The sequence below is a fragment of the Sphingomonas oryzagri genome, assembly GCF_029906645.1.
Taxonomy (GTDB): Bacteria; Pseudomonadota; Alphaproteobacteria; order Sphingomonadales; family Sphingomonadaceae; genus Solisphingomonas; species Solisphingomonas oryzagri.
Genome location: NZ_JARYGZ010000001.1, coordinates 1,232,545 through 1,259,438 on the forward strand (window position 1 = coordinate 1,232,545; position 26,894 = coordinate 1,259,438).

A 26,894-nucleotide genomic window follows, 5' to 3' on the forward strand; every position below is an offset into this window, starting at 1 on the left:
TGCTCGGCACCGCCCGAGCCCTTGCTTCTGCGGGTCACGGAAACAGATCGTCTATGCCACGGGCGATGTTGTGCGTCGTATAGGGCTTTTGCACCACCGTCATGTGACGATGATCGACGGGGAGGTTGGCCTGCTCGCCGTAGCCGGACGCGAAGAAATAAGGGACGCCCAACTCTTTCAGCCTGTCTGCGACGCCGAAGCTTGTCTGGTCACCGAGGTTGATGTCGAGGATGGCGTAATCGACCTGCTCCTGATCGAGGATCGCGTGCGCCGCTTCCGGCGTCGATGCCGTCAGCACGGTCGCGCCGAATCTGTCGAGAATGTCCTCGGCATCCAGCGCGATGATGAGGCTGTCTTCAACCAGCAGAACCGTCTTCCGGCCGAAATGGCTGACGTCGATGGGCTGCTGGCTCGAGACGCCGGGACGTGGGATGCGTATCTCCGGGCCCTTGAAATTCTTGGGCTGCGAAACGTGTCGGGCCGGAATGCAGAATTCTGCCTGCACGCCACCGACGGCATAGTCGATCTTTGCATGGCCACCGAGGTCATAAGGGACGGATCGATTGACGATCGTGGTCCCGAACCCCTTGCGCGTCGGGGGCTTCACCGGCGGCCCCCCCACCTCTCTCCATGTGATGATGAGATCGTCCTTGGAGTCCCGCGACCAGTCGATATGGACCTCGCCGTCGCCGGAAAGGCTGCCGTATTTCGTCGAGTTGGTCACCAGCTCATGGATCACCAGCGCCATCGATGAGTACGCTTGCGGGTTGAGCAGGACCGGCTCACCTCGTGAGATAATCGCGCTTTCACGTGTCGCGGCGAATGCGGCCGCCTCGGCGTCGATGAGCGCCTGCAGCGGCGCCGGCCCCCAATGGTCATCGGTGATCTGGTTATGGGCACGAGCGAGGGCATGGATGCGCCCATCGACGAGCCTCACGAAATCCTTCACCTCGGGGCTGTCAGGCTGCGACTGGCGGATCAGCCCTCGAATGACGCCGAGGATGTTGCGGACCCGGTGGTTCAACTCGGCGATCAGCATCTCCTGCCGTGCGGTCGACTGCCGTCGCTCTGCAGCCGCCTCGTCCGCCAGACGGAGCACCACCTCGATCAAGGTGGCCCTGAGCGTCTCCGCAACTCTGATCTCTGAGGTCGTGAAGGGCTCGGCGCGACCGGTCACATTCTCACGCCACTCCGCAAAACTCTCGCGGGGGGTAAGCCTCGGCCCGTTCGGGCCATATTCGACGGGCTTGTGAGGATCACCAGCCCAACGGACCGATTGCAGGATCTCCTCGCGGAACAGTATCACATAGTCCCGGGGCGACCGCGAGATCGGGATGGCCAGCATGCCGGCGGCCTTCTCGGCGAAATGCCCGGCATCCTCGATGAGTCCGCCGATATTGTCGGTCGTGAAAACCCGGCCGGCAGCGAGCCCGTTCAGAGCGCGGACGATCCTCCGAAAATCCTCGGTCGGAGGCGTCACGCCGGAGAAGGCGTAATTGCCGTTGATCCAGACCCCGACTCCGGTTGCGGGAATGGCGCCCGTCAGGATATCGCCGAGCCAATCCGGATCGTTGAGAAGGGTCTCATCGGACGCAACGGCCCCCAGAAGCTGGTCGGAGATGTCGCGGGCGCGCCGCTCATAATCGACGATCTGGCGGCGTTCGCGGCTCTCCAGCCGCATGGAAAAGCTCTCCGCGAACTGCTCGCAGACCGAGCGCCGTTTGAAGGTTGGCGATCGCGGCGAGTAGTTATGACAGGCAAAAAGACCCCACAGCTCATCGTCGACGATGATCGAGATCGAAAGGGACGCGGCGACCCCCATGTTCTTCAGATACTCGATGTGGATGGGCGACACCGATCGCAGGATCGACAGCGACAGATCGAGCTGGTTGCCCGCCGCATCGATCTGGGGAACAATCGGAACAGGCTCCGATGCAACGTCGCGAATGACGCGCACGAGATTCCGTTTGTAGAGCGCGCGCGCCTGCCTCGGGATGTCGCTTGCCGGATAGTGCAGCCCCATGAAGCTGCCGATGCCCGGCTTGCAGGCCTCCGCGACGACCTCGCCATCGCCGCTCGCGGCAAACTTGTAGACCATCACGCGATCATAACCGAGGAGCGAACGGACCTGGCGCGCACCCTCCCGGTAGAAGGCGGCCAAGTCCTTGGCCCGATCGAGACGCGACATCATGGCGCGCACCGAGATCGACACTTCGTCGCCGGGCGCGCCCGCTTCCGCCTCGATCACGATCTGGCTGCCGGAATAATGGATCGCGACATCGTAATGTTGGCCCGATGTGCCTATCTCCCGACCGAACAGCCGTTCGACCATGTCCGGCTCGGAGAGGTAGGAGAGCTTGTTCCGGAGGTCGTGAAGCAGCGTAGACGGCACATAGTCCGCGAGCGGCAAGCCGATCAGATCCTCCGGATCGGAGCCGAGCAGACTGCGGATGTTCTTCGAGACACGCGCGATCAGCCAGTCGCGGCTGACCGCGATCAGGAAGCCGGCGGGCTGAATCGCGCCCAGGAGATGAATCGGCTCTCGGTCGCAGTTTGTCAGGTCGACTGGTTCAAGGTCCGCCAAATCGGCTCCTATCGATAAGTCAGCCGAAGGCTGGATCGCCACCCAACCGCATGCGCATCAGGGTTGGCGGGATCGGTTAAACATCAAAGGCTTCGGCACCAAACCCCAATGGCGAAAAAATGATCCACGCACAGGCTCGCCGGACGTAACTTTGCAAGCCGGACACGCGGGATGCGGATCTCGATGGCAAGTCCCTCGGGTCGCCAGTCCCGGCTGATGACACCATTCAGGCTCCGGAGAAATGTTGTCTCGAGACGTGTCCCGAGGCCTTCCCGTGATGGCGTCCCGTATCCGCTTGCGACCTGCTCGAACCATTTCAGGCAAAGGTTCGCTTTGCGAGGCTTTCTCCATGAAACGGGAGAGTCTCAAACAGCAGTCGCTCTCTTGACCTTTGAGCGTAGAAGCCGCGCCGACTTTCGGCCTCTGGCGCGTTCGGTTAAGGTTATGAGATGGATGAGGAAGATACCGTTCCGTTGACCGACGTAGCGACCCTGGCTGAGCCGGTGCGGCTCCAACTCCTCTTGAATGCCGTTCGAGACTACGCGATCTATCTGCTCGATCGGAACGGCTATGTTAGCAGCTGGAACACCGGCGCTGAGCGCTTTAAGGGCTATAAGGCCGCCGAGATCATCGGGCAGCATTTCTCGCGCTTTTATACCGATCAGGACCGCGAGGCAGGCCTACCGGCCAGAGCACTGCGCATCGCTGCTGAGGAGGGCACTCGCGCCTTCGAGCAGGAATTGCGTCGCGATCGTGGTCTTGCCGGTGCCCGGATTGCCCTCGAGCAGGAAGACGCGGCTGCGTGTCAGGCCCCCCGCGAGGACGGCGTCGAGCCCTTCGATGCCGATGGCGGCCTTGGGCGTTCGTTCGGCCATTCAAGCTCCTTGATGAGTCCCGCCGGACGCTAATGGCATACACGGAGGCGGGCGCGCTGGGATTTCCCGGCTATCGCCCCGTCCTACCTCTTATGTATCGAGAAAGAAACCGAAACGGCGGAGGCGCGGGCACATTCCGGACGGCCGTCTATCGGCCACGAGACTGGCGGGCATCGCGCAGGACACGCGACAGTTCGTCCACCGAATACGGCTTGTGCAGCAGCGCGAAACCATGACGCGCGTCGTCGGCCAGCACGTGGCTGTAGCCGCTGGTGAGCACGACCGTCAGCGCCGGCCAGCGCTTGCCGACCTGCCGGCCGAGTTCGACGCCGTCCATCCCCGGCATGACGACGTCGGAGAAGACGATGTCGATCAGGTCATGCTCGTGCTCAAGAATGGCGATGGCCTCGCGGGCGTTGGCGGCGCGGCGGGTCGTGAAGCCGAGGTCGCCCAGGAGGTGCGAGGCGAACTCGCCGACCTGATCATTGTCCTCGACGATGAGGATGCTGGCTTCGGCGGCGACGACCTGCTCGATCGGCAAGAGCGCGTCGGCGGCGTTCGGCGCCTTGGTGCGCGGCAGATAGAGGCTGAACGTCGTGCCCTCGCCAGGCTGGCTGTCGACGTCGATCTCGCCGCCGGATTGCTTGGTGAAACCGTAGACCTGGCTGAGCCCGAGACCCGTGCCCTTGCCGACCTCCTTTGTCGTATAGAATGGCTCGAAGATGCGCTCGAGCTGGTCGGCCGGCATGCCCGATCCGGTGTCGGACACGGAGACTTTCACGAAATCGCCCTTCGCCGCCGCATGGCCGCGCCGCGCGGGGACCGCACCGGCCGCCTCGATCGCGATAGTGATGCGCCCCTCCCCATTCATGGCATCGCGGGCGTTCACCGCCATATTGACGAGGGCGGTTTCGAACTGGCTGGCATCGACCTCGACGAAGCAGGAGGCGCAGATCGGATCGACCACGAGATCGACGCGCGAACCGACGACGGTGCGCAGCATGTCCGCGACGGAGCCGACCTTCATCGCCGCGTTGAACACCTCCGGCTTGAGCGCCTGACGGCGCGCGAAGGCGAGCAGCTGGCTGGTCAGCTTGGCGGCCCGGTCGGCCGTCTCCGCAATCGCGTCGATATACTTCTTCTGCTTGTCGCGCGGCAGTTCGCGGCGCGACAGCAGCTCGGCGGACGACCGGATGATCGTCAGAAGATTGTTGAAATCGTGGGCGACGCCGCCGGTCAGCTGGCCGATCGCCTCCATCTTCTGCAGCTGGCGAACCTGATCCTCGGACGCCAACAACTCCCGCGACCGCTCCTCGACCCGGACCTCCAGCGTTTCGTTGAGTTGACGCAGCGCCTCCTCGGCGATCGTGCGGTCCAGAATGTCGGCCGCCTGCCGCGCGACGATGTCGAGCATCCTCAGATCCCGGTCGGACGGCTCGTGCGGCTCGCTCCAATGGTTCGAGATCATGCCGAGCAGCTTGCCGCTCCGTGACAGCAGAGGCGTGGTCTGGGCCGACCGGATGCCGGCGCTGCGGAAGGCGGCGAGGTCCGGCGTGCCGGCGATCTCGTCCCACTCCTCGAAATCGGGGACGATCGCCCGCTGGCCGAACTTCAGCGCCAGCGTGCAGCTGCTGAACGCCTGGGGGCTGACCCATTGCCAGAAGCCTACGGCCTCGGGCGGCAGGCCACGATGCGCCAGCAACTGAAGCTCGCCACCATGGCCCGACGGATCGTCGGCGGGGCAGAGCAGCTGCATCGTTCCGAATTGCGATCCGGTGATCGCGACGGCGGCCTCGACGATCTTGCCGTAAAGCTCGAAGCGATCCTGCTCGTTGATGAGCGCAACGCTGATCCGATGAAGCAGATCGATGTCGGAGAGTTCGCCGGAAGAGCTATCGTCGAGGCTGCCGAGCGGCAGCACCTGCGGGCCATGTGGCGAACTGGTCATGCCGGAATTCCCCTGGCGGTACGAAAGCGGACGAACGCACCTCGTGCGCACAATCTTTCAGGAGCGTCGAAGTTCCGGGCTCGGCGGCTCCGGGCCCGAAGCACCGGGTGCCGCGTTGAGCGTCCATGAAAGATATAGAGACAGTCGACGATCACGTGCTGCTCCGGACGAAATGGGACGGCCGTGATCGCCTGCTGTTCACGAGCCATCGTGTATTGAACAAAATGGCCGGCAGAAAGATGGACCGACCGACCGCCCGGCGGTTCGTCGATCAGCATCGCGAGGAGATCATCGCGATGGGCAAGCGGCGCCTCGCCAGCGGCCCCGCCGACGCGAACAGGGTCATCTTCGTGGAAGAGCTGACCGAGTAGATCGCGCCTCTGCGAAATTCTCGCCCAGTCAGTTCGACGGATCCTGATCGGCATCCAGTTGGCGATCAATATCCTCGGCGAGAAGATCGAGCTGGTCGAAGGAGGCGAGGAACTCGAAATCGACACCGCCCTCCGTTTCGATGCGCAGGCGATATCCGCCCTCGCGAGGCTCGATCGCAAAGCTCTTCAGGATGTTCGCCACGACTTCCTCCTGTTTTTGTGATGCGAGAGGCCGGAAGGCTCAGATCGCCGGGACCAGATAATTCGGCTTCAGGAAGATGAGATTGTGCGTCAGGCTTGCCACTCCGACATCGTCTCCCGCTTCCAGCGCGTCGGCGATCAGCGACCACATCCCTGCGCTGTGCGTGCAGCGCTCCTTGGTCTGCCGCTGCATGGCCGACAATGCCTGCCGGGCAGCACGCGAGGACCATTCGCGATAGAAGCCGATTTTCTGCTCCGCCGTGATCATGGGCGCCTCGCCGCAGCGCATGGACGGGGGGCATGCGACCCCGAGATGAAGGTGGTCATTCGGATCGCTGGCCTCGTTGGTGCGCAGGGGCGCCCTGCTGTCCGTCACGAGGATGCGGTTCAACTCCGTGAATGTTGCTTCTAGCACGCTCGCTGTGGAGTGTCGCCCGAATTGGTCGTTATTTGCTGCGGAAAAGCCGAATCCACCATTTTCAATGGCAAGATTGCAATCTCACTCAAATAGGTCCATATAGACGACGCTAACGTCGCCTGCGACGGAATTTGGCGCTACGGCGCTGCTTTCCCTTACATGCTTCCAGCTGCGCGAGTTTCTGCTCGCAGCAAGACTTGTTCGTGGAAAGTTAATATTCCGATGAAATCAGCCGTGTTGGCCCTTTTTCGTGGTCTTTGGTGCCTTCATTTTGAAGCGGGTGCGCAGCCGGATTCGGCACCGCCCGTTTCGGATCGGACGCTCTGATCGATGGCCAAGGAGGAGCTTCTCTCCATCGAAGGCCTCATCGACGAAATCCTGCCCGACGGCCGTTTCCGGGTCCGCCTGGAAAACGGCTTCAGCATCATCGCCTATACGGCCGGCCGGATGCGGCGCGGTCGCATTCGTTCGGTGGTCGGCGATCAGGTGCGAGTCGAGATGACGCCCTACGACCTCGAAAAGGGCCGGATAGTCTATCGCGAGCGCGGCTCGGGCCCGACACCGGCGTTCCAGCGCAAGCGACGATAGCATCGTACACTCAACATCGCGCGAGCAGATCGCGCCGAAGGACATATGAACTACTTGAAATCCATTGCCGACGCTCTGTCGGCGACCACCTTTAATTTTCGCAGGAGTCCAATTTCTCCGCGACGTTCCATGACTTTGTCCCAGACCGAGCTTCGGCAGATCGTCGCCGAAGCCCTGGGCTGATCCTCTCACCGGGAGCCTGCCATGTCCGTCACCAGCGAATTCTACCTGGCTCGCGCAGCGGAATGCGCACGCGAGGCCGAGACCACCCTGCTGGCGAACGTGCGCGAGCGCTGCCGCCGATCGGAGGAAGCCTGGCTCGCCATGGCGAACCGGCTTCGGAAGGGCGAGCGGCTGCGCGACGAGGCGGCGGCCGAGAAGGCCAAGGTCGAAACAAACTGAATTTCCATCATGAAGACGCGCCATCCGGCGCACCACAAGGAGTTTCCCATGATCACTGGAACCGTAAAATTCTTCAATGCCGACAAGGGCTACGGCTTCATCGCTCCCGAGGACGGCAGCGGCGATGCCTTCGTCCATATCTCGGCGGTCGAACGCGCCGGGATGCGCACACTCGATAAGGAGCAGCGCGTCTCCTACGAGCTGGAGACCGATCGCCGCGGCAAGACCTCGGCGGTGAACCTTCAGCCGGCATGATGGAAAGGGCGCCTCCGGGCGCCCTTTTCTTTTTGGGGCGGCGCATTCGGCCCGCTTATTCCTCTGTTTCGGAAGACCGCCATGTCACGCGCATTCTGCGTAACGCTCCACATCGACGAGGTGATGGCCGCCTGCGCCAGGAACAACGCCACGATCAGCACCGTCGAGCCGCTGCATTCGGGCGGCACCCGCGTCGTCCTGATCAACTCCCACGACGCCGCCGTGATGGGCCGCGTTTTTGCCGGCAAGCTGATCACCGGCAACGTCGTCCGCACGCCCTTGCGGGTGCGCTGACGGAAAAGTCGTCCACCTTCCGGAGTCGGATCACATGCATATTCAGGAATGGTTCGATCGCAGGCGACGGATACGAGCCGAGGCGCAGGACGAGGCGGTCTATATGCTGCGCGACCATGGCGAAGCCGCCGAACTGGCGATCGAGCACGAACTTTCGAAAGTTCCAAAACCGTGCCGGCGCCGAACGATGCTCAAGATGGCCAAGACCAGGGTCGGCAAGTTGCGTCGCCAGCGTCAACTGAAGACGCGCCGAGTCATCTGACCGCTTCATGGCGGACGAATGCATCCCCTGGGATTTCGAAGCGAAACTTTCGTGGCCGGGACGCGTCGCCACGGAAGTCGGCACGCTCCGGGGCTGCGTTCGGGCATGGTCCGCCCTTAGCGAAATCGATCAGTCGGCCTGCGCTATCCATTGCGTCGCGAAGGTCTGGATTTCGGACTGGCACGAAGGACGCACGGTCATATCGTCCATCGGTATCCAGCAACTGGTCAGTCGGCTGGAAACCGGATGGCACCACAGGGGTCATTGACCACCTCGTTGCCGCAAACATGCCACATGCGCGATTTCTTCGCTGAGGCCCGGAACGCGGCGGCGCGCCCGCTGGTTGTCGAGTCCTTGGTTTCCGAGGCTGAGTCGCAGCTCCCCTCGCAGGCGCAAGCCGAAAGGGGATGCAAGCGATGATCGTCTCGGACAGATCCGTTGAGTAAGCCGACGATATTGGTCGTCGAGGACGAGGTGTTCATCCGTCTCGATACGATTGACCGACTGGAAGAAGCCGGCTTCGAAGTCATCGAGGCCGGCGATGCCGACGAGGCGATCCACATCCTCGAAACCTGCGCCCATATCGGCATCCTGTTCACGGACGTCGAGATGCCGGGCAGCATGGATGGTTTCGCGCTGGCGCGGGTCACGCGCGATCGCTGGCCACCCATCGAGATCGTCGTGGCGTCGGGCCGACGACGCCCGGATGCGACGTCGCTGCCGGATCGGGGCCAGTTCTTCGGGAAGCCCTATGACTGGCCGGTCCTGATGAGCGCCCTGCACGAGATCGCAAAGTAGCGCCATGCCGCGAATGTTCGTGATCGACAGGAAGATGTCGCGCGCCGCCGATATCGCACGTCTGACGATCGCGCCCCTTTTCGTTATCGCGGGGACCGTACACCTCCTGCGCCCGGCCTTGTTCGAGCCGGTGATGCCGCCTGGCGTGCCGCATCCCCTTCTCGTGATCATGGTGACGGGCGCGGCCGAGCTGGCTGGTGCTGCGGCGCTGTTCGTGCCGAAGCTCCGTTGGCTGGCCGGTACGATGCTGGCCGTTTACGCGGTCTGCGTATATCCGGCGAACATCCTCCATGCTGTCCGCGATCTTTCGACCGGAACCGGCCTCGGATGGGCCTACCATTATCCCCGCCTGTTCGCTCAGCCCTTCATTTGCTGGTGGGCCTTGACCGCCGGTGGCGTGACCGGCGGGCGCCGGTCCTAGAAGCGGTTGCCCCTTACAACAGGCGAATCCGCACCGATACCTCCATCGACAGGAATGCATCGGCGTCGCCAAGATAGCCCCCGGTCACCGGCATGATTTGCCGGTTGAAGCGGGCGAAGGCGACGGGCACGAGATGTCTGCTGCCGACGCGCCGGTGGGTCGGATCGAAGGTGATCCAGCCCGCGCCTGGAAGATAGACCTGCGCCCAGGCATGGGTGGACCCCGCATCGTCGGCAGGTTGATCGGGGTCGACCAGATATCCGGAAACCGCGCGTGCGCCCATGCCGAGATGGCGCACCGCCTCGATGAACAGGGCGGCGATGTCCCGGCAGGATCCGCTGCCCAGCGTCAGCGTCTCCGCCGGCGACTGTGTCCCCTCCTCGTCACGCACCCGATAAACGATGCTGTCCAGCATGCCGGCGTTCAGATCCTTGAGCAGCGATAGCGTGTCGGTCTGCGGGCCAAGGACGAAGCCGCGCGCCCATGCGCCGACGGCCTCCGCGCCGGACGTCAGCCAGTCGGGCTGTGCCAACGCACCCAGATCGACCATGTCGTCGAGCGTATAGGCGAACGGATAGCCATGAGCGCCGGGATCGATCGCGAAGACCGGCCATTCCGGCGCTCTGTGCTCGACCTCGACTTCGCTCGTGATCGCCAGCGCGTCGGTGGCATCGGAGAAGCTGGCGGTGGCGATCTGGTTTCCGAAGACATCGACCGTCCACAGAATGTTGGCTTCCGGCTCGCATCGCAGCGATCGGGATAGGGTGGTCAGCTCCGCATCGTCGCGCGGCGTGAGCACCAGGCGTTGGGCCTGGAGCGTCACCGGAATGGCATAACGATAGACGGTTCGGTGCTCGATCTTCAGCCGCATGGGCGGCCCGTGCGGCGAGCTTCATTACGCACGGGCAACTCCCGGTCATGGTAAAGGCCGGCACCGTTGGCAATGCCGGCCCGACGCGCGATCATGCCATGCTGTGCTTGAGCGCGCTCATCTTGTCGTGCCCCGCCCGCACCGAGGTGTAGGCCTCCCGGACCACCGCGAGGCTCTCGGGCGACAGGCGTTCGTCCCGCATCGCCGTTTCGAACTTAGCCTTGATGTGGTCCTCGCCGCGCTCGACCTCATTGACAATCGCCTTGTCGTTGTTCGAGGTGAAAGCCTGTTTCAGGTCGAGGAACGTGCGGTGCGCCGCCGCCAGGAAGCTGCTGCCGGTTTCGGGCTCGCCGCCGAGACGCTTTACCTCCGTCTGCAAGGCGGTCGCCGCAGTGCCGCGATCACGCGCGAAATCAGCGAACAGGCCGGCGAACTGTGTGTTCTCCGCATCCTTGGCCGCATCCTCATAGCCCTTCATGCTGTCGAGCGTGGTCGTCGTCAGTCCGTTGAGGACAGAAATGTCGTGATCGCGGTCCATGATATTTTCCTTGATGGGGAGTGGTCTGAACGAACCGCGAGCCGCATCGGGCCCGGCATCGAAATTTTCGCGGGCTATTTCGATCGCGAATATTTGCCGGAATCCGTCGCGGGTCGATTGCCAGTAGCGATGAAACATGACCATGGTCGCCACATCCTCGCGTGACGGACGCCATCCTGGCTAACAGCGTGATCGATTTTCTGATCGGATATTTCCATGGGCCAGCTTCGCACGACCAACAAGCGCCACAAGCGCGCCCTGACCGCGCGCCAGAGCCCCAGGAAACCGGCTCAGGACAGCAAGAAAGCCGCCACTCCGTCGAAGGAGAAAGCGTAGCCCGGTCCCGTGCCCCTGGAAGCCGGCGCGGCGCCGTCACCCATTCCCGTCGAACTGATCGACACCGCTGACCTCCCCGATGGCGGCTACCTGCGGTTGCTGCAGCGAGGAAATGATTTCTCGATACGCTTCGGCTCCGAAGAGCTGATGGGCAATCGTGTCCGGCATTCCGAGGAAGCGCTGGCGACGCTTGGCTGCCGGCATCTTGCCGAGCACGGCGGGCGGGTGTTGATCGGCGGCCTGGGGATGGGGTTCACGCTGGGCGCCACGTTGAGCGCCCTCCCGCACGCCGCGACCATCATCGTCGCCGAACTCGTGCCCAAGATCGTGACGTGGGCCGCCGGCCCGCTGGCGCACATCTTCGGGGCCAAGCTCGCCGATCCGCGTGTGTCGATCGAGATGGCCGACGTCCATGACGTGATCGTCCGCGACGTCGGACAGTTCGACGCGATCCTGCTCGATGTCGACAACGGCCCGGACGGCCTCATCCATCTCGCGAACGAACGGCTCTACTGCAACTGGGGCCTGCGTGCCGCTTATGCCGCCCTGACACCGGGAGGCGTTCTGGCCATCTGGTCGGCCTATCGCGACGAAGCCTTCGTCGAACGCCTGATGTCGGCCGGCTTCGACGTGGATGAGGTTGGCGTCGAGGCGTATCCGGGCGAGGAATATGGAGTTCACACCATCTGGCTCGCAACGAAGCGAGCGGTGGCCGTTTCATCGCAGGAACGCCGTTCCTAGCGTCGGCCCTTCGCCATTCCCCTCGCTTCGAAATGCGTCGTGGGGTCAGGGATGCGCGAAGCCGTGATCTGGATTTTCGCTGACTGAAACATCGCTCTGCACGGCGCAGGCCCTGCTCATCGGGCTTTTTTGCATTTGCAACCGCCTGGGCGCGAAGTTGCCGCGCTTCGCGGGATTCGGCCGCGAGGGCCTCCTTGGCCCATGCTGCTGCCGCACTGATAGACACCGATCTTACATTTTCGAGCGTCGTACCGGCGGCGCGCCGACGGTGAAGACTTTCCTGTGCGCGGCACAATGCCGATGATGGGGTCATGGGTACGGCCTTCCGGATATGGGAGAACAACGCGTCTCGCTGAATGGATCAGCTCTTCGCAGGCAGTGGCACACCCTTCGTGGACGGGTTGGAAGCGTTCCGCTTGGGCGGGCCTTCCTTCTTCGGTTTGCGGATTTCCTTGTTACCCTTGCGATCGCTCTTTGCCATATTGGTGCTCCTCGAAGGCGTTCGAGCCGGGTGGCCAACGCTCTGATCCCATTCAGGAGCAGCTTCTCCGCCGCACGCGACGGGCATGTTTTTGATACGATCGCCGACAACCCCGGGTCGAAATGACACCCGAAGCATTCAGCCATCTCGGTTCAGTCGCGGGTCCGGGCGGCGCGACGCGCCGCCTTTTCCGCTTCCAATTTCGATTGGATTCGCCACCGGCCACCCGGAGGCTTGATCATCGCCCTGCCACAACCGGCGCATGTGGTCACGAACCGCCCATAATCCCAATGGCTGTGCAGGAGATCCGCGGAATGCAAACCGAGGAGGCGATGAAGGATCACAGGATCGTTCCCTCACTCGTGATGCGCGACTAGCACGCGGCAATCATGCACCGGCGAAATCCGTCCGTCAGTCATGCAACGAGCGTCGCCAAGTCCGCAATCGAGCCTGCCGACCTCATGGGAATCCCGGCCGGATAGGGACGATGCGGGAAACCGGCGGCATTCAATCTTGCACCATAGCCTCGTGCCAGCCCTTCATGGGCGAGGCGCGAGGGCATGCACGCGGCACTGGCGGCATTCGCCAGCGAAACCTGCTCGCGATGGAGCAGTTCATTGATATCCATGTCGGACCTCGTCGTTGAGCGCGGGCGCTGCTTGTCCCGCTGTCACGAGGATGCTGGAGAAAACTCCGTGATGATCTTCATTTAGCACAGTCCGAACGGGACGTCGTTGTTAATCGTAGACGCCATGATTATAGCTGAGTCTCGGCATTTTTTGTCGCCATTGCGATAGTCGGACGCCGATAGCTGATGTAATGTCACCGCATCGCTGACCGACTCCTTGCAGGCATTCAGCGACCGAGAGACGTGATCTTGTGCTCCCGCTTGCCAGAGGGAGCTGCGCATGCATGATCCAACGATGGCAACAGTCTACGTGAGCGGTAATGGGGCACCACTGCGAATGATCCGGCGCGCCGACCGAGCCGGCGATACGAAGGCCTTTCTACATTTTGTCCGTGAAGGTCGGGCTGCTGACGGAAGCGCAGAAGCTCATGCCTGAACGGAACGATCGCACGCACATCCTCCAGAGCTGGCATGAATGGGAACTAGGCGGTCGAGAGCGCCGCATCGTGCTCGTCGTAGAAACCGATTTGGAGATGCGGCCGGAGGCAGACGCGTTCGACGCCGATTTGATGGAGGAAGTGCGGCAAGCAGCACTGGCCGAAATGGCCGCATCGCCATGCGCCATTCATCTGGTCAGGATCGTTCCCCGTCGGGACTGATCAAGTACGGGAGCTCATACATTGATGATTGAGCGGTCCGAACAGATCTTTATATGTTTGACCGCTCCAGCTCTTCGAGAGTGGTAGTGCCCGAATTCGCGTTCTTGCCATGGCCAATCTGGCCGTAGGAGGAGACGAACGATGGGTACTTCAGAATACGATCCCGGTGCAGACCACTGGCAAGCTTGGAACGCGGGGCGCAGGTGTCGTGGTCAGCATTTTTCTTAAATCTAATTCCGGCAATCCCGCACGGAGAAAAATATTTTTGTCATATGCGCCCATTTCGGATCGATGCGATATTTTTCGATGATGATTAGTTATCCGTGATGCTCTATAGCCGCGACCCGAGCCAAATTAGAGCACTAAGGATAACCGGAGATTTTTGACAATTATCGAGAAATATGGAATAGGTTTTCTAGATTGATCCATAGTGATCTATTCTTTGGTTCGAGTCCCGTAGGGGTCACCAAGCAGGCCACCGAGGGTCGCCTGCTGACGCCTTTGCGGACCATGCCCCGACCATGGCGATGCAGGCCTTGATGGTGTCGACATCGGTTTCCTGCTGTTAGCGAGAATTCCCTGGCTTCCTCACCGCCCATCGGCCGAGGGTGGCTATGGACTTCAAGATGGCGGCGATGTTGAGCCTCACCTTCCGTGCCGTCATGGCTGGCGCCACCCACGCGATCGAGGTTGCTGCGGATCGGTGCCCCGGACATGTCTAACCGCCCGCGGGCGGCGAAAGGGTCCCGAACCAAGCCACCAAGCCCAGGATCGTCGTCAGCATCGCCGTTTCGGTCAGCAGGCTGACACGTAGTCGGGACAGTGACCGTGCGGCGTCGCCGCTTTCCTTCAGAACCCGTTCCAGAGCTGGGGTCAGGCGATACCGGTTCAAAGCCGCCAGCACGATCATGCAACCAAAGGCGGCAAGCTTCACCAGCAACAACCGGCCATAAGGATCGGCCATAAGACTGGCGATATGGTCGATGCCGATGAGGAACCATGTATTGATGAGGCCGGTTACGACCAGCGTCGCCACGATCAACGTGCCGAGCCCGGAAAAACCTCCGAGCGCCCGTTCGCACAACGCGGCATGACCATGGCTCGCGTCATTCGGCGACCGCAGCAACAGCCAGCTCAGGCCGACCAAAGCCCCCGTCCATACTCCCGCCGCCCAGAGATGCGCGAGATCGGCCACCAGAGGCGTCCACCCCGCCGCGCCCTCATCGGAAGCGCCGTGACCGAACCATGCCATCGTCGCCAGTGCGACGCCGCCGCCCGCAGCCGACACCATGCGGGAAGCGCCGGGCGCTCGCCTTGTCAGGATCAAAGCCATGAGGATGACGAGAAGCGCTCCCACGCGAACTTTCCAGGCGCGGCCCATCGCTCCGCCATCCAGAAGCATGGAGATTGTCGCACGGTCCACCGCTGTGAGCGCGGTCCCCGACATCGAGGCCGCGAGCGCGATCAGCTGGAAGACGGACAGGATCATGGCCAGCAGCGTTGCGATGCCGACGATCCATGCCCACGGGCCCGGCGGCGATCGCCGACCATCCCGCCAGGCCCAAAAAACGAAGCAAGGCAGGCCGAACGTGATCGCGAGCGTGAGGTAAAGGCCCAGGCGCGCGGCGATCACGGCCACATCCGTCATCTCTCAGCGCACCGTAAAGGCGTAGGCGGCCTGGACGCGATGGGTGTCGGTCGAGACGACGTGATAACGCACTTCGTAGGATCCCGCCGAGAGCGGCTTGTCCGGCGTGCCGGTGAGGGTCAGGCCATCCGGCGAAACGGCGCTGTGAAGCGCGACCTGCATTGGTTGAGCCATCTTCATGCCCGGCATGGACGTCATGACGAGATCGACCCCGGAGAAGGCCGGCATCAGCCTCTCGGAGAAATGCAGCTCGATGCGACGGACCTTGGTATCCGTCGATTGCGCGGCGGGGATCGTCGAGAGCAGCTTCGGGTGGGCTTGGGCCGCTGTCGTGAAGGCCAGTGCGGCGAGGCATGTTGCGGCGAGTTTACGGTACATCGACATCTCCATCGGACGGCTGATCCCACAAAAGGGATACGCCGCCGCTCGGTCCAACCCTGCAAAAATCTCTGCGAGGGGTAGGATTGACCGATGCGTAGTTCAGGGATGAGACGAAAAGGCGCAGATGATGGACGATCTTGACGAGTTGCTGGACCGACTGGCCCGATCCTCGACCCACCCCGGCCTCGATGCGCTCGATCGAACCGTGTTCGCCGGCATCGATGCTGTGCGGCTCGCACGCAGGGCGAATCGGTTGCTCGCACTGGCATCTGCTGCTGCTGCCCTCGTGATGGGCATCGCCGGTGCCACTATGCCGTCGGCTGCGGCGCAGGCCGCGACGTCGCTTTCGCCCTTTGGACCGGCGGCCCCCCTGGCGCCATCGACCTTGCTCGGAACCGACCAGTGACCGGTATCCGCCAGATCCTTCTGACGGCGTTGATCGCATTCGTCGCCGCGATCGGCGGCGTACTGATCGGTCGCGCGATAATCCCTCCCAGGCCGGCGCCGAGCGCGGAACTTCACACATTGCTCCACCATCATCTCGATCTCGATGCGGACCAGCAGGTAAAGCTGGACCGGATCGAGACCCGTTTCAGCGCTCGCCGGGCCGCGCTCGAAGCGGAATTGCACAACGACAATGCGAGGCTCGCGACGGCGATCGAAGCCGAGCATGGGGACGGGCCGCAGGTTACCGCCGCCGTCGATCGATCCCACCAAGCGATGGGGCAGCTGCAGAAGGCGACTTTGTCCCATATCTTTGCCATGCGACAGATCCTGCGCCCCGATCAGGCGGCCAAATTCGACGCAGCCGTGACGCACGCGCTGACCGCCGACACACGGTGACGCCCGCATCAGGCGATCTCGACGATGCCGCGCTCGCGGCGCTCGCACTGACCGGCCGGCAGGATGCGTTTGCCCGGATCATGCGCCGGCATCGTGAGCCGATCTTCCGGCTGATACGCGGCCATATCGGCGACGCCGACGAGGCGCTCGATCTCACGCAGGAGACGTTCGTGGCAGCCTATGCGGCATTGGACCGTTTCGATGTCGCACGCCCCATGCGCGCATGGCTTGCGCGGATAGCAATCAACAAGTGCCGGGATTGGGGGCGGAGGCGCACCGTCCGGCGATTGTTTCGCCAAGCCGAGCCTATCGATGTCGGCGCGATCCAGGTCGCGGACGATGCGCCAGGCCCCTGGGCCATCGCTCGGAGCCGTGATGATTTGCGGGTCCTCGCCACGGCGATCGCCACCCTGCCCGCCTCGATCAAGGAACCGTTGCTCCTCCAGGTTTTCGAGGAGTTGACGCAGGCGGAAATCGGCCGGACACTCGGGATCAGCGAGAAAGCCGTCGAAACCCGGATCCGGCGAGCGCGCATGATGCTTGCCGAGCGGCTGCGTGAGGCGAGATCCAAGAAGAAATGAGATCGCCCGAGGGGTATGGCGCGTGACCGCGTATTCCAGAACGAGAAGCGGACAACAGGGTCAATCGATGGATCATATGCTGGATCGTCGCCAGCTCCTGCGCGGCGCAACCTGGCTCGGCGGCGCTGCCGGCCTCGCAGCGTGGATGCCCGCCTGGGCGCAATCCGTGTCCGCCGGTATCGCCACGCCACTGCCAACCGTCACGGGCGAGGAGATCACCCTGCGGATCGCGCGTCAGGCGATGATGATCGACGGCAGGCCCAGCCGCGCGATCGGGATCAACGGAAGCGTGCCGGCACCGCTCATCCGTCTGCGCGAAGGCCAGAATGTCCGCCTCAAGGTCATCAACGATCTCGATGTCGACAGCTCGGTGCACTGGCACGGCCTGCTCGTGCCCGCGCAATTCGACGGTGTTCCCGGCATCTCTTTCCCCGGCATCAAGCCCCGCTCGACCTTTCTTTATGAGTTCCCGATCCGCCAGTCGGGCACCTACTGGTATCACAGCCATTCGGGTTTTCAGGAACAACTCGGCCTTTATGGCCCCATCCTGATCGATCCCGCCGATCACGATCCGGTCCACTCGGATCGTGATCACGTCGTGGTGCTATCGGATCACAGCCAGCAAAGCCCCGAGTTGATATTCCACCGCATGAAGGTCGATCCCGGCTACTACAACCGCCAGCAACAGACGCTGGCCGGCTTGCTCTCGGGCAAGGATCAGCCGCTCAAGGACCGCCTGTCGTGGGGCGGAATGCGGATGGATCCGACCGACATCGCCGACGGTACCGGTCAGGCCTACACCTATCTCGCCAACGGCCATGGCCCACGCGACAATTGGACGGCGCTGTTTACTCCCGGCGAGCGCGTTCGGTTGCGGATTATCAATGCCTCGTCGATGACGACCTTCAACGTGCGCATCCCCGGCCTGCCGATGACGATCGTACAGGCGGACGGGCAGAATATCCGTCCGGTAGAGACGGACGAATTCCAGATCGGTGTCGCGGAGACGTTCGATGCGATCGTCACGCCGCCCGATGATCGGGCCTATACGCTGGTCGGCGAAAGCGTCGATCGATCCGGACTCGCCCGCGCGACACTGGCACCGCGTGCCGGCATGGTGGCACCGGTTCCGCCTTTGCGCCCGCGTCCGCTCGCTACCATGAGGGACATGGGCATGGGTGACATGGCGATGTCGGGCGGCGGCATGGACCATGGCGGGATGCAGGGCATGGAGCATGGCACGATGACTGCCATGCCGGGCATGGACTCGGGCGCCATGGGATCGATGAAGATGCGGGACTTCGGCAACGCGCCGGAGATCAAGCGCGGCCCCGGCGTTCAGGGCATCGCACCTATGCCGGTCGATCGAACGGGCGAACCTGGACAGGGACTGGGCGACGTCGGTCATAGGGTGCTGGTCTATCGCGATCTCGTCGCCCTCGAGCGGAACCCCGACGTCCGAGCGCCGTCGCGCAGTCTCGACATCCACCTTACCGGCAATATGGAACGGTTCATGTGGTCGTTCGATGGCGTGAAGATGTCGGACACGATGGAACCGATCCCCTTCGTCGCAGGCGAGCGCGTCCGCGTCACGCTCATCAACGACACGATGATGGGACACCCTATCCACCTGCATGGCCATTTCTTCGAGCTGGTCACCGGTCACGCCGATCATGGCCCGCGCAAGCATACCGTGCTCGTCCAGCCCGGCGGCAAGGTCAGCTTCGACCTGACGGCCGACGCGATCGGCGACTGGGCCTTCCACTGCCATCTGCTCTATCACATGGCGGCGGGCATGATGCGCGTCGTCAGCGTGCGGCCGAGGGGAGAGACGGCATGATGCGGATCGCATCTCTCACCTGGGTCGCCATCTGCGCGATCGCGACACCAGGCCTCGCCCAGTCCATGCCGGGAATGGACATGAAGGGCATGGAAATACGACCTCAAAAGCCGAAGCCCGCGGCCAGGAAGGCACAATCCAAGGCCGCTCCCCGACACAAGGCTCCCGTGCCGGCGGGGGACATGCGCGGAATGGACATGTCGCCACCAGCACGCGCGCCTGCATCTGCGCCGGACCACGCCGGAATGCCGGGCATGGACCATGGAGGCATGGCTGGCATGGATATGTCTGGCCCCGCCGCGATGTCGGGGCCGGCGGGCACCGATCTTCCCGCCGGACATGATCCGGCGCCGCCGCTACCCGCCGACCATTATGCCGACCGCTTCTTCCCAGCTGAAGACATGGGCCGTTCGCGAGAGGCGATGATGCGCGAGGATGGCGGACAGACCATCCATCAGATCCTGTTCAATCTGGCCGAAATCCAGATCCTCAACAGCCATGCCGGCTATCGCTGGGACAGCGAAGGCTTCATTGGCGGTGACATCAATCGCCTGTGGATCAAGAGCGAAGGCGAAGGCACCTTTCGCGACGGTGTTGATAGCGCGGAGGTGCAGGCCCTCTTCAGCCACGCGATCGGCCCCTATTACAATCTCCAGGCGGGCGTGCGGCAGGACATCCGGCCGACGCCGAGCCAAACCTATGCCACGGTCGGATTCGAGGGATTGTCGCCCTACGAATTCGAGACAGAGGGCGCTCTCTTCCTCTCGACCAAGGGAGATCTGCTGGCGCGTCTCGAAGCCTGGTACGATCAGCGGATCACCCAGCGACTGGTGGTTCAACCGCGCGTGGAACTGAATCTGTCGGCGCAGGACGTGCCACAGGATCGTTACGGCGCGGGGATCGTCGACGCTGAACTTGGGCTGCGCCTGCGCTACGAGATCAAGCGCGAGTTCGCCCCTTATATCGGCGTGTCATGGGAACGGAAGACGGGACGGAGCGCCGAATGTGCGCGCGCCGATGGGGAGCGTCCGGATCAGACCGGGTTCGTGATCGGCGTGCGAACCTGGTTCTGAGCTCATCATTACCAGAGCGACCCAATATCGCACGGACTGCAGTCAGCCTGTGCTGCATCGCATCGAGCGCTGGCCTCGTCGATCTTCGCAAAGATCGCCCACGCCATTTCAGGATGCTCGGCCGAACGTTCGCCATCGAATGGTGCGATCAGAATAGAAGAGCGCAAGATTGATGACTACGGCGAACGTATGCGCCAGGATCAGCGACCAGTGGAAATGCCTGAATGATCCTCCGCATCGATAGCCAAGCCCACTGCCTTGCGCTCCGAATAGCGATCGACGAGTTGAAAGGTGTGTGGGCGCATGAGAACCGTAATCCGCAGCAATTCCTCCATCACATCCACAATTCGATCGTAGTAGGCCGACGGCTTCATCCGGCCGGTCTCATCGAACTCCTTGTACGCCATCGCGACCGACGACTGGTTGGGGATCGTGAACATCCGCATCCACCGCCCGAGCAGGCGCAGCGTATTGACCGCGTTGAACGACTGCGAGCCGCCCGACACCTGCATCACCGCCAATGTGCGCCCCTGGGTTGGCCGCATTCCCTTCATTTCCAGTGGGAGATGATCGATCTGCGCCTTCATGATGCCCGAAATCGCGCCATGGCGTTCGGGGCTGCACCACACCTGCCCCTCCGACCACATCGACAATGCGCGCAACTCATGCACGGCGGGGTGGTCGTCGCCCTTCACCTGATCGGGCAGCGGCAGATCCGAGGGATCGAAGATCCGCGTCTCCGCGCCGAAAAGCTGGAGCAGCCGGGCAGCTTCCTCGACGGCAAGCCGCGAGAAGGAACGCTCGCGCAGTGATCCGTAGAGCAGAAGGATGCGCGGCGGCGGCAGGTCTTCACCAAGCCCGAGCGCTAGCCGCGCAATCACGAAAGCCGGATCGAGAGCCGGAAAGCGATCAGGTTCGGGAAGCACGCGAACGCGGGTCATGCGAGGTCCTTGACGAGATAAGCGGCGCTTGCGGGGCAGAGCGAGGTGAATTGCGCGGTCGATCCGATAGACGCCGGTGCCGATGAACGCTCCGCCCGCCGATAACCATGCGCGTGGAAGAAGTCAGACGACGTCTGGGTCAGCAGATGCAGCCGTTCGGTGCCATCCTGACGCGCAGATGCTTCGGCGTGGTTGACGAGCAGCGCCCCGAAGCCCTGGCGCCTGCGGCGGGGCAGCACGACGAGCGAGCGCAGCAGCCGATCGACGCCGATGCCCTCGATGCCGACGAAGCCGATCGCGCCAGCATCGTCGGACAGACGGAAAAAGGCACGCCCAGGTTCATGCAGATCGTCTGTCGGCAAGCCGGCGGCGTCGAGCGCGCGCGCCAGCGCGTCGTCGACGGAGTCGAGGGGTGCGAAGATCACCCCTTTCATGCCGTGCCCCGTTCGTACCAGCCGCGTGTGCTCTTCGCGATCGCAACCACTGACAGCATGACGGGCACCTCGACCAGCACGCCCACGACGGTTGCCAGCGCGGCCCCCGAATTGAGTCCGAACAGCGAGATCGCCGCCGCGACGGCCAGTTCGAAGAAGTTGGAGGCACCGATCAGCGCGGCGGGCGCCGCGACACACCATGCCACGCCAAGCTGGCGCGAGAGCAGGTAGGCAACGCCCGCGTTCAGATAGACCTGGATCAGGATCGGGACGGCGATCAGGGCGATGACGAGCGGCTGCCGAACGATCTGTTCACCCTGGAAGCCAAAGAGCAGGATCAGGGTCGAGAGCAGCGCTACAAGCGAGACCGGCCCTAGCCGGGCGAGCAGCCGCTCGAGCGCCGCCCTGCCGCCCGATGCGATCACCGACGTGCGGACGATCTGCGCGACCATGACCGGCACGACGATGTAGAGACCGACAGAGATCAGCAAGGTCGCCCAAGGCACGGTGACGGAAGCGACACCGAGCAGCAGCCCGACCAGCGGCGCGAAAAGGAATACCATGAGCAGGTCGTTCAGCGCGACCTGGCTGAGCGTGTAGGTGGGATCGCCGTCGCACAGGTTGGACCATACGAAGACCATCGCGGTGCACGGCGCGGCGGCAAGCAGGATCAGGCCGGCAATATAGGAGGACACGTTGCCGCCCGGCAGCAACGGCGCGAACAGATAGCCCAGGAAGACCGTGCCGAGCAGCGCCATCGAGAAGGGCTTGACGCCCCAGTTGACGACCAGCGTCACGCCGATGCCACGCCAGTGCCGACGCACCGATCCGAGCGCCCCGAAGTCTATCTTGAGCAGCATCGGCACGATCATCAGCCAGATCAGCACCGCGACCACCAGATTGACACGGGCCATCTCGGCCGATGCGATCGCGGCAAAGGCTCGAGGCGCAGCATGGCCGAGCGCGATGCCGACGACGATGCAGAGCGCGACCCACAAGGTCAGCCAGCGCTCGAAGAGGCTCATCGGCGGTTTCGCCGGCGCCGCGTCCGCGATCGACGCCATGTCAACGCAGCCGTTCGCCGGCGGCGTTGACGACCTGTTCGCCGTCTTCCTTGGCGAAGGCGCCACGCTGGACGTTCGGCAGGATTTCGAGGACCACCTCCGAAGGCCGACAGAGCTTCACCCCGAGCGGCGTCACGACCAGCGGCCGGTTGATGAGGATCGGATGTGCCATCATTGCGTCGATCAGCGCCTCGTCGGAGAGCGTCTCATCGTCGAGGCCGAGATCGGCATAGGGCGTGCCCTTCTCGCGGAGCAACGCGCGCGGCGTCATGCCGGCGGCACCGATCATCTCGACGAGCAGAGCACGCGACGGCGGGGTCTTCAGATATTCGACGACATGCGGTTCGACGCCGGAATTGCGGATCAGCGCCAGCGTGTTGCGCGACGTTCCGCACTCGGGATTGTGATAGATGACGATGGTGGTCACGGACGGTCCATCCTTCAGCAGCAGGTAAGATCCGCGAGCAGCGGCTCGCAGAGTTCGGGGCGTCCCTGGCAGCAATCCTTGGCGAGAAACGTCATCAGGGCGCGAAGCATGTCGATGTTGGCGCGCTGGATCTGCTGGCGTCCGCGCCGCTCGGCAATCACCAGTTCGGCCTTGGCAAGCACGGCGAGGTGGGTCGAGAAGGTGCTTTGGGTAAGACCGCTCGCCTCGACCAGCGCGCCGGTCGGCAAGCCATCGGGTTCGTGCCGAACGAGCAGACGGAAGGCGTTCAGCCGGGTCGGGTGGGCGAGTGCGGCAAGTCCCGCAATTGCTGATTCCTGCTGCATAGATCGGCTTTATCCGATCATAACTCGACGCACAATACGCATCGGTTATTTCCGATGCAAACGAGGTAGTAACGGCCGATCGGATGCAGGCCGCGGTTCGGCAAGGTCAGCACATGATCCGGATCGACTGCCTTGACGCGATGTCGATAAATAGGAGCCAAGCCCCACGATTGCGGTATCACGGCAGCATGATCATTTCGTCGACCCTCGATTTTCGCGAAGCGGCCCGCAGGCGCTTGCCGCCATTCCTGTTCCATTATGCGGACGGCGGCGCCTACGCGGAGACGACGCTGAAGCGAAACGTCTCCGACCTTGCCGAGTTGGCGCTCCGTCAGCGGGTGCTCAAGAACGTCGCCGATATCGATCTCTCTGCCGAGCTGTTCGGGCAATGCCAGCCGTTGCCGATCATACTCGGCCCGGTCGGCATATCGGGCATGTATGCGCGACGCGGTGAGACGCAGGCAGCGCGTGCGGCGCATCGTGCCGGCATGCCGTTCACCCTTTCGACCGTGTCGATCTGTTCACTTGGCGAGGTGACCGCCGCCTCGGCGGGGCCGACGTGGTTCCAGCTCTATGTGATCCGCGATCGCGCCTTCATGCGCGATCTCCTGGCGACCGCGAAGGCAAACGGCGCCAGGGCGCTCGTCTTCACCGTCGACATGCCCGTTCCAGGCGCCCGCTATCGCGACGCCCATTCTGGCATGTCCGGCCCCCACGCACCGCTGCGGCGCGTGATGCAGGCCGTGACCCATCCGCGCTGGGCTTGGGATGTCGGCTTGTTCGGACGGCCGCACCGGCTCGGCAATCTCGAACCGGTCCTGGGCAAGGCGAGCGGCCTGAACGACTATATGGGCTGGCTGGGTAGCAACTTCGATCCCTCGATCGCATGGTCGGATCTCGACTGGATCCGGTCGGAATGGGACGGGCCGCTGATCATCAAGGGCATTCTCGATCCCGAGGATGCGCGCGAGGCCGCCGCGATCGGTGCGGACGGGATCGTCGTTTCCAACCATGGCGGACGCCAGCTGGACGGCGTGTTGTCGACCGCCCGTGCCCTGCCCGCCATCGCCGACGCGGTTGGCGATCGGCTGACGGTATTGGCGGATTCCGGCGTCCGATCCGGCCTCGACGTGGTCCGTATGCTGGCGCTGGGCGCGCGTGGCGTGCTGCTCGGCCGCGCCTGGGTTTATGCGCTCGCGGCGGGCGGCGAGGCTGGGGTGACGCAGTTGCTCACGCTGATGGAAAAGGAAATGCGGGTCGCAATGGCCCTGACCGGCGTTCGCAACCTGGGCGAGATCGATTCCTCCATTCTGGCCGAGGTGCGTGATCGGGCGCTCTGATTTTCCGGCAGAGGGATAGCGGTCACCCGATCCTGTCTCTCGATCCGAAAAACGCGACCGGAAAGCGAACCTCCCCTCTCCCGATGTCTCCGATCAGGATCGTTGCGACTGCAACGGCGCCTCCAGCCCCAGCCATCGATCGAGAGTCCAGTTGCCGCCACCCATGGCGATCAGCGGGAGGAGCAACCCTGCCCAGCTCAGATGAGTCGGCCAGGCGTCAGGATAGACGAAGATCTCGATCACCGCGGTCATGCCAAGCATCACCAGCGCGGCAGGCCGCACGAACAGGCCCAATGCCAGCAATATCGGCGCGATATTCTCGACATAGGCGGACAGGTGCGCCGCGACGACAGGGTCGATGACAGGCAGCGCATATTCGGTGCGGAACAGTTCGTAGGTCGCATCGGTGATATGCAGGATGCCGTCGACCTTCGTGCGCCCCGACAGGAAGAAGACGGCCCCGATACCCAGGCGGGCGACCAGCAGCAGCAGGGATGGAGGCGAAAGCCACGCCGCGAAACGCCCGGCACGGCGATAGAGTTCGATCGGCATCGACATGGCGTTCCTTTCGACGAGGCAGAATGGTCCGCTCCGCCGCGGAGCGATCGGCGGCGGAGCGCCCACGTGGATCACGCCTTGGGGGTCAGCGAGCCGAAGCCCTTGGGCGTCTTGGTCGTGGTGCAGGTGCCGGCCTTGACCAGCTTCCAGGCATTACCCTGATAGTTGACCTTGGCCGTACCCGCGCAGGTCGTGCCGGCGCCCGCCTTGCAGTCGTTGTGGCCGGCGAGCGCGACGCCGTAGCATTTTTCCATCGGCGCCTTGCCGGCATCGGCGGCATGGGCGGCCCCGGCAGCGAGCGTGACGGCGAAGGTTGCGGCAAGCGCCGCGTGGCTGCGGATCATGATCTGTCTCCAATGATGAAAGGCCCCTCACGAGGGCGGCACCGTCACGAACGGCGCCGCCCTATGGCCGGTTGGGAGGGAGCGGCCGGCCATGTCGGGGCTTACGTGCCCTCGCGGCCCGCCGTTACGGAATGTGCCGGGAAAAATTCTCGCCGGGAAATTTGCGTGCCACGTAACCCCGCGCCATCCTGCCGCGTAGGCCCGTGCGGGAGGCCCAATGCAGGCAAGTGAGGCACAGCTGAAGGCATGGATGACGTCAGGGCTCGACGGCGATGCCGGCGCGCACGAAGCGCTGCTGCGCGCGCTCGTGCCGTTACTCAGCGCTTTCTATCGTCGCCGGCTGCGTGATGCGGAAGGCGATGTCGAGGATCTCGTGCAGGAAACATTGATCTCGGTGCATACCAAGCGCGCCACCTACGATCGCGACCGGCCCTTCACGGCGTGGCTCTATGCGATCGCCCGCTATCGGATGATCGACCATTTCCGCCGGCGCCGCGTCGTGGTGCCGATCGAGGACGTCGAGGCGATCCTGGTGGCGGAGGGCTTCGAGGATGCGACGGCCGCCCGCATGGATGTGGATGCCTTGCTCTCCACGCTGTCGCCCAAGCAGGCCCGCGCGATCCGCGACACCCACGTCGAGGGCCTCAGCGTCGCCGAGGCGGCTTCCGGCGCCGGCATCGGAGAATCGGATGTGAAGGTTTCGGTCCATCGCGGGCTCAAGGCGCTCGCCGCGCGTATTCGCGGAGACCGGGCATGAAAACCGACGATCTCATCCGCTCGCTCAGCCGCGATGTTCCCCGCATCACGCGCGGCGCGCTGGGCCGCCGGATCGCGCTGGGTATCTTCGGCGGCGGCATCGTGACGATGCTGCTGGTCGCGGGGCTGCTCGGCATCCGGCCCGATCTCCATGCGGCGATGCACGGCTTCTCCTTCTGGATGAAGTGGGCCTACACCGTCTCGGTCGGGATCGGTGCCGTGGTCGCTGTCATGCGCCTTGCACGACCGACGGGATCGAGCCTGCGGAGCCTGTGGTGGTTGGTCGTCCCCGTGCTGCTGCTCGGCGGCATCGGCATCGGCGAACTGGCGGACACGCCATCGAGCAAGTGGCTGGCGATGTGGCTCGGCGCGAGCTGGAAGGTGTGCCCGTGGCTGGTGCTGACCCTGGCGATGCCGATCTTCATCGGCCTGCTCTGGTCCTTCCGGCGGCTCGCGCCTTCCCGATTGCGCGAGGCGGGCGCGGCGGCGGGTCTCGCGGCGGGCGCGTGGGCGGCGACGATCTATTGCCTCCATTGTCCGGAGGTGTCGGCGATCTTCGTGCTCACCTGGTACAGTCTCGGCATCCTGCTGGCCGCCGGCGCCGGTGCGCTGCTCGGCCCGCGCCTGCTGCGCTGGTAGGTGCTGTAAC

The 26,894-nt window shown here is 63.6% G+C and carries 34 protein-coding genes and 2 pseudogenes; 19 read left to right on the top strand and 17 right to left on the bottom strand.

Translation table 11 applies throughout. The features are described from left to right. Positions 1–34: 34 nt before the first annotated feature. Positions 35–2,626 (bottom strand): HWE histidine kinase domain-containing protein, encoded by a 2,592-nt coding sequence (locus tag QGN17_RS05915; RefSeq protein ID WP_281043574.1) that lies wholly within the window; start codon positions 2,624–2,626, stop codon positions 35–37. A 407-nt stretch (positions 2,627–3,033) separates the two neighbouring features. Between QGN17_RS05915 and QGN17_RS05920 the strand changes: the two are divergent. Continuing rightward, positions 3,034–3,282: pseudogene (locus QGN17_RS05920) on the top strand (PAS domain S-box protein); the annotation flags it as partial. A 24-nt stretch (positions 3,283–3,306) separates the two neighbouring features. Here the strand turns inward: QGN17_RS05920 and QGN17_RS05925 are convergent. Then, positions 3,307–3,459: pseudogene (locus tag QGN17_RS05925) on the bottom strand (ATPase domain-containing protein); the annotation flags it as partial. Between the two features lie 148 nt (positions 3,460–3,607). Continuing rightward, a complete protein-coding gene (locus tag QGN17_RS05930) occupies positions 3,608–5,407 on the bottom strand; it encodes an ATP-binding protein (protein WP_281043575.1) in 1,800 nt (599 codons plus the stop codon). A gap of 224 nt (positions 5,408–5,631) precedes the next feature. Here QGN17_RS05930 and QGN17_RS05935 point away from each other — a divergent pair, with 224 nt between their 5' ends. Beyond that, positions 5,632–5,778 carry a hypothetical protein gene (locus QGN17_RS05935; RefSeq protein ID WP_281043576.1) on the top strand — a complete coding sequence of 49 codons (147 nt, stop codon included), beginning with the start codon at positions 5,632–5,634 and terminating at the stop codon, positions 5,776–5,778. 28 nt (positions 5,779–5,806) lie between these two features. Here the strand turns inward: QGN17_RS05935 and QGN17_RS05940 are convergent, their stop codons facing one another. Together QGN17_RS05940 and QGN17_RS05945 are read right to left on the bottom strand one after the other, a co-directional pair. Further along, on the bottom strand, positions 5,807–5,980 hold the full coding sequence (locus QGN17_RS05940; protein WP_022690264.1) for a hypothetical protein: 174 nt from the start codon (positions 5,978–5,980) through the stop codon (positions 5,807–5,809). Between the two features lie 39 nt (positions 5,981–6,019). Further along, the gene (locus QGN17_RS05945) at positions 6,020–6,370 is read right to left on the bottom strand and encodes a hypothetical protein (protein ID WP_281043577.1); all 351 of its coding nucleotides are present in this window, start codon (positions 6,368–6,370) and stop codon (positions 6,020–6,022) included. Positions 6,371–6,727: 357 nt separating this feature from the next. Between QGN17_RS05945 and infA the strand changes: the two genes are divergently transcribed. From infA to QGN17_RS05980, 7 genes are all read left to right on the top strand, one after another. After that, entirely contained in the window at positions 6,728–6,985 is a 258-nt protein-coding gene (gene infA / locus QGN17_RS05950; protein ID WP_022690262.1) for a translation initiation factor IF-1, read from the top strand. Between the two features lie 204 nt (positions 6,986–7,189). Further along, positions 7,190–7,387, top strand: coding sequence for a hypothetical protein (locus QGN17_RS05955; protein WP_281043578.1), 198 nt, complete (start codon positions 7,190–7,192; stop codon positions 7,385–7,387). Positions 7,388–7,435: 48 nt separating this feature from the next. Further along, on the top strand, positions 7,436–7,642 hold the full coding sequence (locus tag QGN17_RS05960) for a cold-shock protein (RefSeq protein ID WP_026094902.1): 207 nt from the start codon (positions 7,436–7,438) through the stop codon (positions 7,640–7,642). Positions 7,643–7,723: 81 nt separating this feature from the next. Further along, positions 7,724–7,936, top strand: coding sequence for a hypothetical protein (locus QGN17_RS05965; protein WP_281043579.1), 213 nt, complete (start codon positions 7,724–7,726; stop codon positions 7,934–7,936). A gap of 103 nt (positions 7,937–8,039) precedes the next feature. Then, the gene (locus QGN17_RS05970; RefSeq protein WP_281043580.1) at positions 8,040–8,198 is read left to right on the top strand and encodes a hypothetical protein; all 159 of its coding nucleotides are present in this window, start codon (positions 8,040–8,042) and stop codon (positions 8,196–8,198) included. Positions 8,199–8,636: 438 nt separating this feature from the next. Then, positions 8,637–8,996: a response regulator gene (locus QGN17_RS05975; protein ID WP_281043581.1), complete on the top strand. Its 360-nt coding sequence runs from the start codon at positions 8,637–8,639 to the stop codon at positions 8,994–8,996. A gap of 34 nt (positions 8,997–9,030) precedes the next feature. Further along, positions 9,031–9,417, top strand: a complete 387-nt coding sequence (locus QGN17_RS05980; RefSeq protein WP_281043582.1) for a DoxX family protein — start codon at positions 9,031–9,033, stop codon at positions 9,415–9,417. A 13-nt stretch (positions 9,418–9,430) separates the two neighbouring features. On the opposite strand, the gene QGN17_RS05985 is transcribed toward QGN17_RS05980, so the two are convergent. Together QGN17_RS05985 and QGN17_RS05990 are read right to left on the bottom strand one after the other, a co-directional pair. After that, the gene (locus QGN17_RS05985; RefSeq protein ID WP_281043583.1) at positions 9,431–10,288 is read right to left on the bottom strand and encodes a transglutaminase family protein; all 858 of its coding nucleotides are present in this window, start codon (positions 10,286–10,288) and stop codon (positions 9,431–9,433) included. 91 nt (positions 10,289–10,379) lie between these two features. Further along, positions 10,380–10,970, bottom strand: a complete 591-nt coding sequence (locus QGN17_RS05990; RefSeq protein ID WP_281043584.1) for a ferritin-like domain-containing protein — start codon at positions 10,968–10,970, stop codon at positions 10,380–10,382. Between the two features lie 201 nt (positions 10,971–11,171). Between QGN17_RS05990 and QGN17_RS05995 the strand changes: the two genes are divergently transcribed. Next, positions 11,172–11,903: a spermidine synthase gene (locus QGN17_RS05995; RefSeq protein ID WP_281043585.1), complete on the top strand. Its 732-nt coding sequence runs from the start codon at positions 11,172–11,174 to the stop codon at positions 11,901–11,903. Between the two features lie 896 nt (positions 11,904–12,799). Here QGN17_RS05995 and QGN17_RS06000 read toward each other — a convergent pair. Beyond that, positions 12,800–13,012: a hypothetical protein gene (locus QGN17_RS06000; protein ID WP_281043586.1), complete on the bottom strand. Its 213-nt coding sequence runs from the start codon at positions 13,010–13,012 to the stop codon at positions 12,800–12,802. A gap of 392 nt (positions 13,013–13,404) precedes the next feature. On the opposite strand from QGN17_RS06000, the gene QGN17_RS06005 reads away from it, so the two are divergent. Further along, positions 13,405–13,671, top strand: a complete 267-nt coding sequence (locus QGN17_RS06005) for a hypothetical protein (RefSeq protein WP_281043587.1) — start codon at positions 13,405–13,407, stop codon at positions 13,669–13,671. Positions 13,672–14,389: 718 nt separating this feature from the next. Here QGN17_RS06005 and copD read toward each other — a convergent pair. Together copD and copC are read right to left on the bottom strand one after the other, a co-directional pair. Beyond that, positions 14,390–15,319: a copper homeostasis membrane protein CopD gene (gene copD / locus QGN17_RS06010; RefSeq protein ID WP_281043588.1), complete on the bottom strand. Its 930-nt coding sequence runs from the start codon at positions 15,317–15,319 to the stop codon at positions 14,390–14,392. Between the two features lie 3 nt (positions 15,320–15,322). Continuing rightward, positions 15,323–15,697: a copper homeostasis periplasmic binding protein CopC gene (gene copC, locus QGN17_RS06015; RefSeq protein ID WP_281043589.1), complete on the bottom strand. Its 375-nt coding sequence runs from the start codon at positions 15,695–15,697 to the stop codon at positions 15,323–15,325. Between the two features lie 130 nt (positions 15,698–15,827). Here copC and QGN17_RS06020 point away from each other — a divergent pair, with 130 nt between their 5' ends. From QGN17_RS06020 to QGN17_RS06040, 5 genes are all read left to right on the top strand, one after another. After that, positions 15,828–16,106 (top strand): hypothetical protein, encoded by a 279-nt coding sequence (locus QGN17_RS06020; protein WP_281043590.1) that lies wholly within the window; start codon positions 15,828–15,830, stop codon positions 16,104–16,106. Further along, positions 16,103–16,543 carry a periplasmic heavy metal sensor gene (locus QGN17_RS06025; RefSeq protein ID WP_281043591.1) on the top strand — a complete coding sequence of 147 codons (441 nt, stop codon included), beginning with the start codon at positions 16,103–16,105 and terminating at the stop codon, positions 16,541–16,543. The genes QGN17_RS06020 and QGN17_RS06025 overlap by 4 nt, the downstream gene beginning before the upstream one ends. After that, a complete protein-coding gene (locus tag QGN17_RS06030) occupies positions 16,540–17,124 on the top strand; it encodes an RNA polymerase sigma factor (RefSeq protein ID WP_281043592.1) in 585 nt (194 codons plus the stop codon). The genes QGN17_RS06025 and QGN17_RS06030 overlap by 4 nt, the downstream gene beginning before the upstream one ends. Before the next feature lie 67 nt (positions 17,125–17,191). Further along, a complete protein-coding gene (locus tag QGN17_RS06035) occupies positions 17,192–18,964 on the top strand; it encodes a copper resistance system multicopper oxidase (RefSeq protein WP_281043593.1) in 1,773 nt (590 codons plus the stop codon). Further along, entirely contained in the window at positions 18,961–20,037 is a 1,077-nt protein-coding gene (locus tag QGN17_RS06040) for a copper resistance protein B (RefSeq protein WP_281043594.1), read from the top strand. Before QGN17_RS06035 ends, QGN17_RS06040 begins: the two co-directional genes overlap by 4 nt. A gap of 200 nt (positions 20,038–20,237) precedes the next feature. On the opposite strand, the gene arsH is transcribed toward QGN17_RS06040, so the two are convergent. The 5 genes from arsH to QGN17_RS06065 are packed head-to-tail and all read right to left on the bottom strand — an operon-like array spanning position 20,238 to position 23,247. Next, on the bottom strand, positions 20,238–20,978 hold the full coding sequence (gene arsH / locus QGN17_RS06045) for an arsenical resistance protein ArsH (protein ID WP_281043595.1): 741 nt from the start codon (positions 20,976–20,978) through the stop codon (positions 20,238–20,240). Further along, entirely contained in the window at positions 20,975–21,412 is a 438-nt protein-coding gene (gene arsN2, locus QGN17_RS06050; RefSeq protein WP_281043596.1) for an arsenic resistance N-acetyltransferase ArsN2, read from the bottom strand. The genes arsH and arsN2 overlap by 4 nt, the downstream gene beginning before the upstream one ends. Next, positions 21,409–22,476 carry an ACR3 family arsenite efflux transporter gene (arsB, locus tag QGN17_RS06055; protein ID WP_281043597.1) on the bottom strand — a complete coding sequence of 356 codons (1,068 nt, stop codon included), beginning with the start codon at positions 22,474–22,476 and terminating at the stop codon, positions 21,409–21,411. The genes arsN2 and arsB overlap by 4 nt, the downstream gene beginning before the upstream one ends. Position 22,477: 1 nt before the next feature. Continuing rightward, positions 22,478–22,903 (bottom strand): arsenate reductase (glutaredoxin), encoded by a 426-nt coding sequence (arsC, locus tag QGN17_RS06060; protein ID WP_281043598.1) that lies wholly within the window; start codon positions 22,901–22,903, stop codon positions 22,478–22,480. 14 nt (positions 22,904–22,917) lie between these two features. Then, complete coding sequence (locus QGN17_RS06065) at positions 22,918–23,247, bottom strand: ArsR/SmtB family transcription factor (RefSeq protein WP_281043599.1); 330 nt, start codon at positions 23,245–23,247, stop codon at positions 22,918–22,920. Positions 23,248–23,435: 188 nt separating this feature from the next. Between QGN17_RS06065 and lldD the strand changes: the two genes are divergently transcribed. Next, positions 23,436–24,587: an FMN-dependent L-lactate dehydrogenase LldD gene (gene lldD, locus QGN17_RS06070; RefSeq protein WP_281043600.1), complete on the top strand. Its 1,152-nt coding sequence runs from the start codon at positions 23,436–23,438 to the stop codon at positions 24,585–24,587. A 93-nt stretch (positions 24,588–24,680) separates the two neighbouring features. Here lldD and QGN17_RS06075 read toward each other — a convergent pair whose 3' ends face one another. Both QGN17_RS06075 and QGN17_RS06080 read right to left on the bottom strand, forming a co-directional pair. Further along, positions 24,681–25,145 carry a DoxX family protein gene (locus QGN17_RS06075; protein ID WP_390902635.1) on the bottom strand — a complete coding sequence of 155 codons (465 nt, stop codon included), beginning with the start codon at positions 25,143–25,145 and terminating at the stop codon, positions 24,681–24,683. Positions 25,146–25,216: 71 nt separating this feature from the next. Then, positions 25,217–25,489, bottom strand: a complete 273-nt coding sequence (locus QGN17_RS06080) for a BufA1 family periplasmic bufferin-type metallophore (protein ID WP_281043601.1) — start codon at positions 25,487–25,489, stop codon at positions 25,217–25,219. Between the two features lie 217 nt (positions 25,490–25,706). On the opposite strand from QGN17_RS06080, the gene QGN17_RS06085 reads away from it, so the two are divergent. Continuing rightward, the gene (locus QGN17_RS06085) at positions 25,707–26,246 is read left to right on the top strand and encodes a sigma-70 family RNA polymerase sigma factor (RefSeq protein ID WP_281043602.1); all 540 of its coding nucleotides are present in this window, start codon (positions 25,707–25,709) and stop codon (positions 26,244–26,246) included. Next, positions 26,243–26,884 (top strand): DUF1109 domain-containing protein, encoded by a 642-nt coding sequence (locus QGN17_RS06090; RefSeq protein WP_281043603.1) that lies wholly within the window; start codon positions 26,243–26,245, stop codon positions 26,882–26,884. The genes QGN17_RS06085 and QGN17_RS06090 overlap by 4 nt, the downstream gene beginning before the upstream one ends. Positions 26,885–26,894 lie beyond the last annotated feature (10 nt).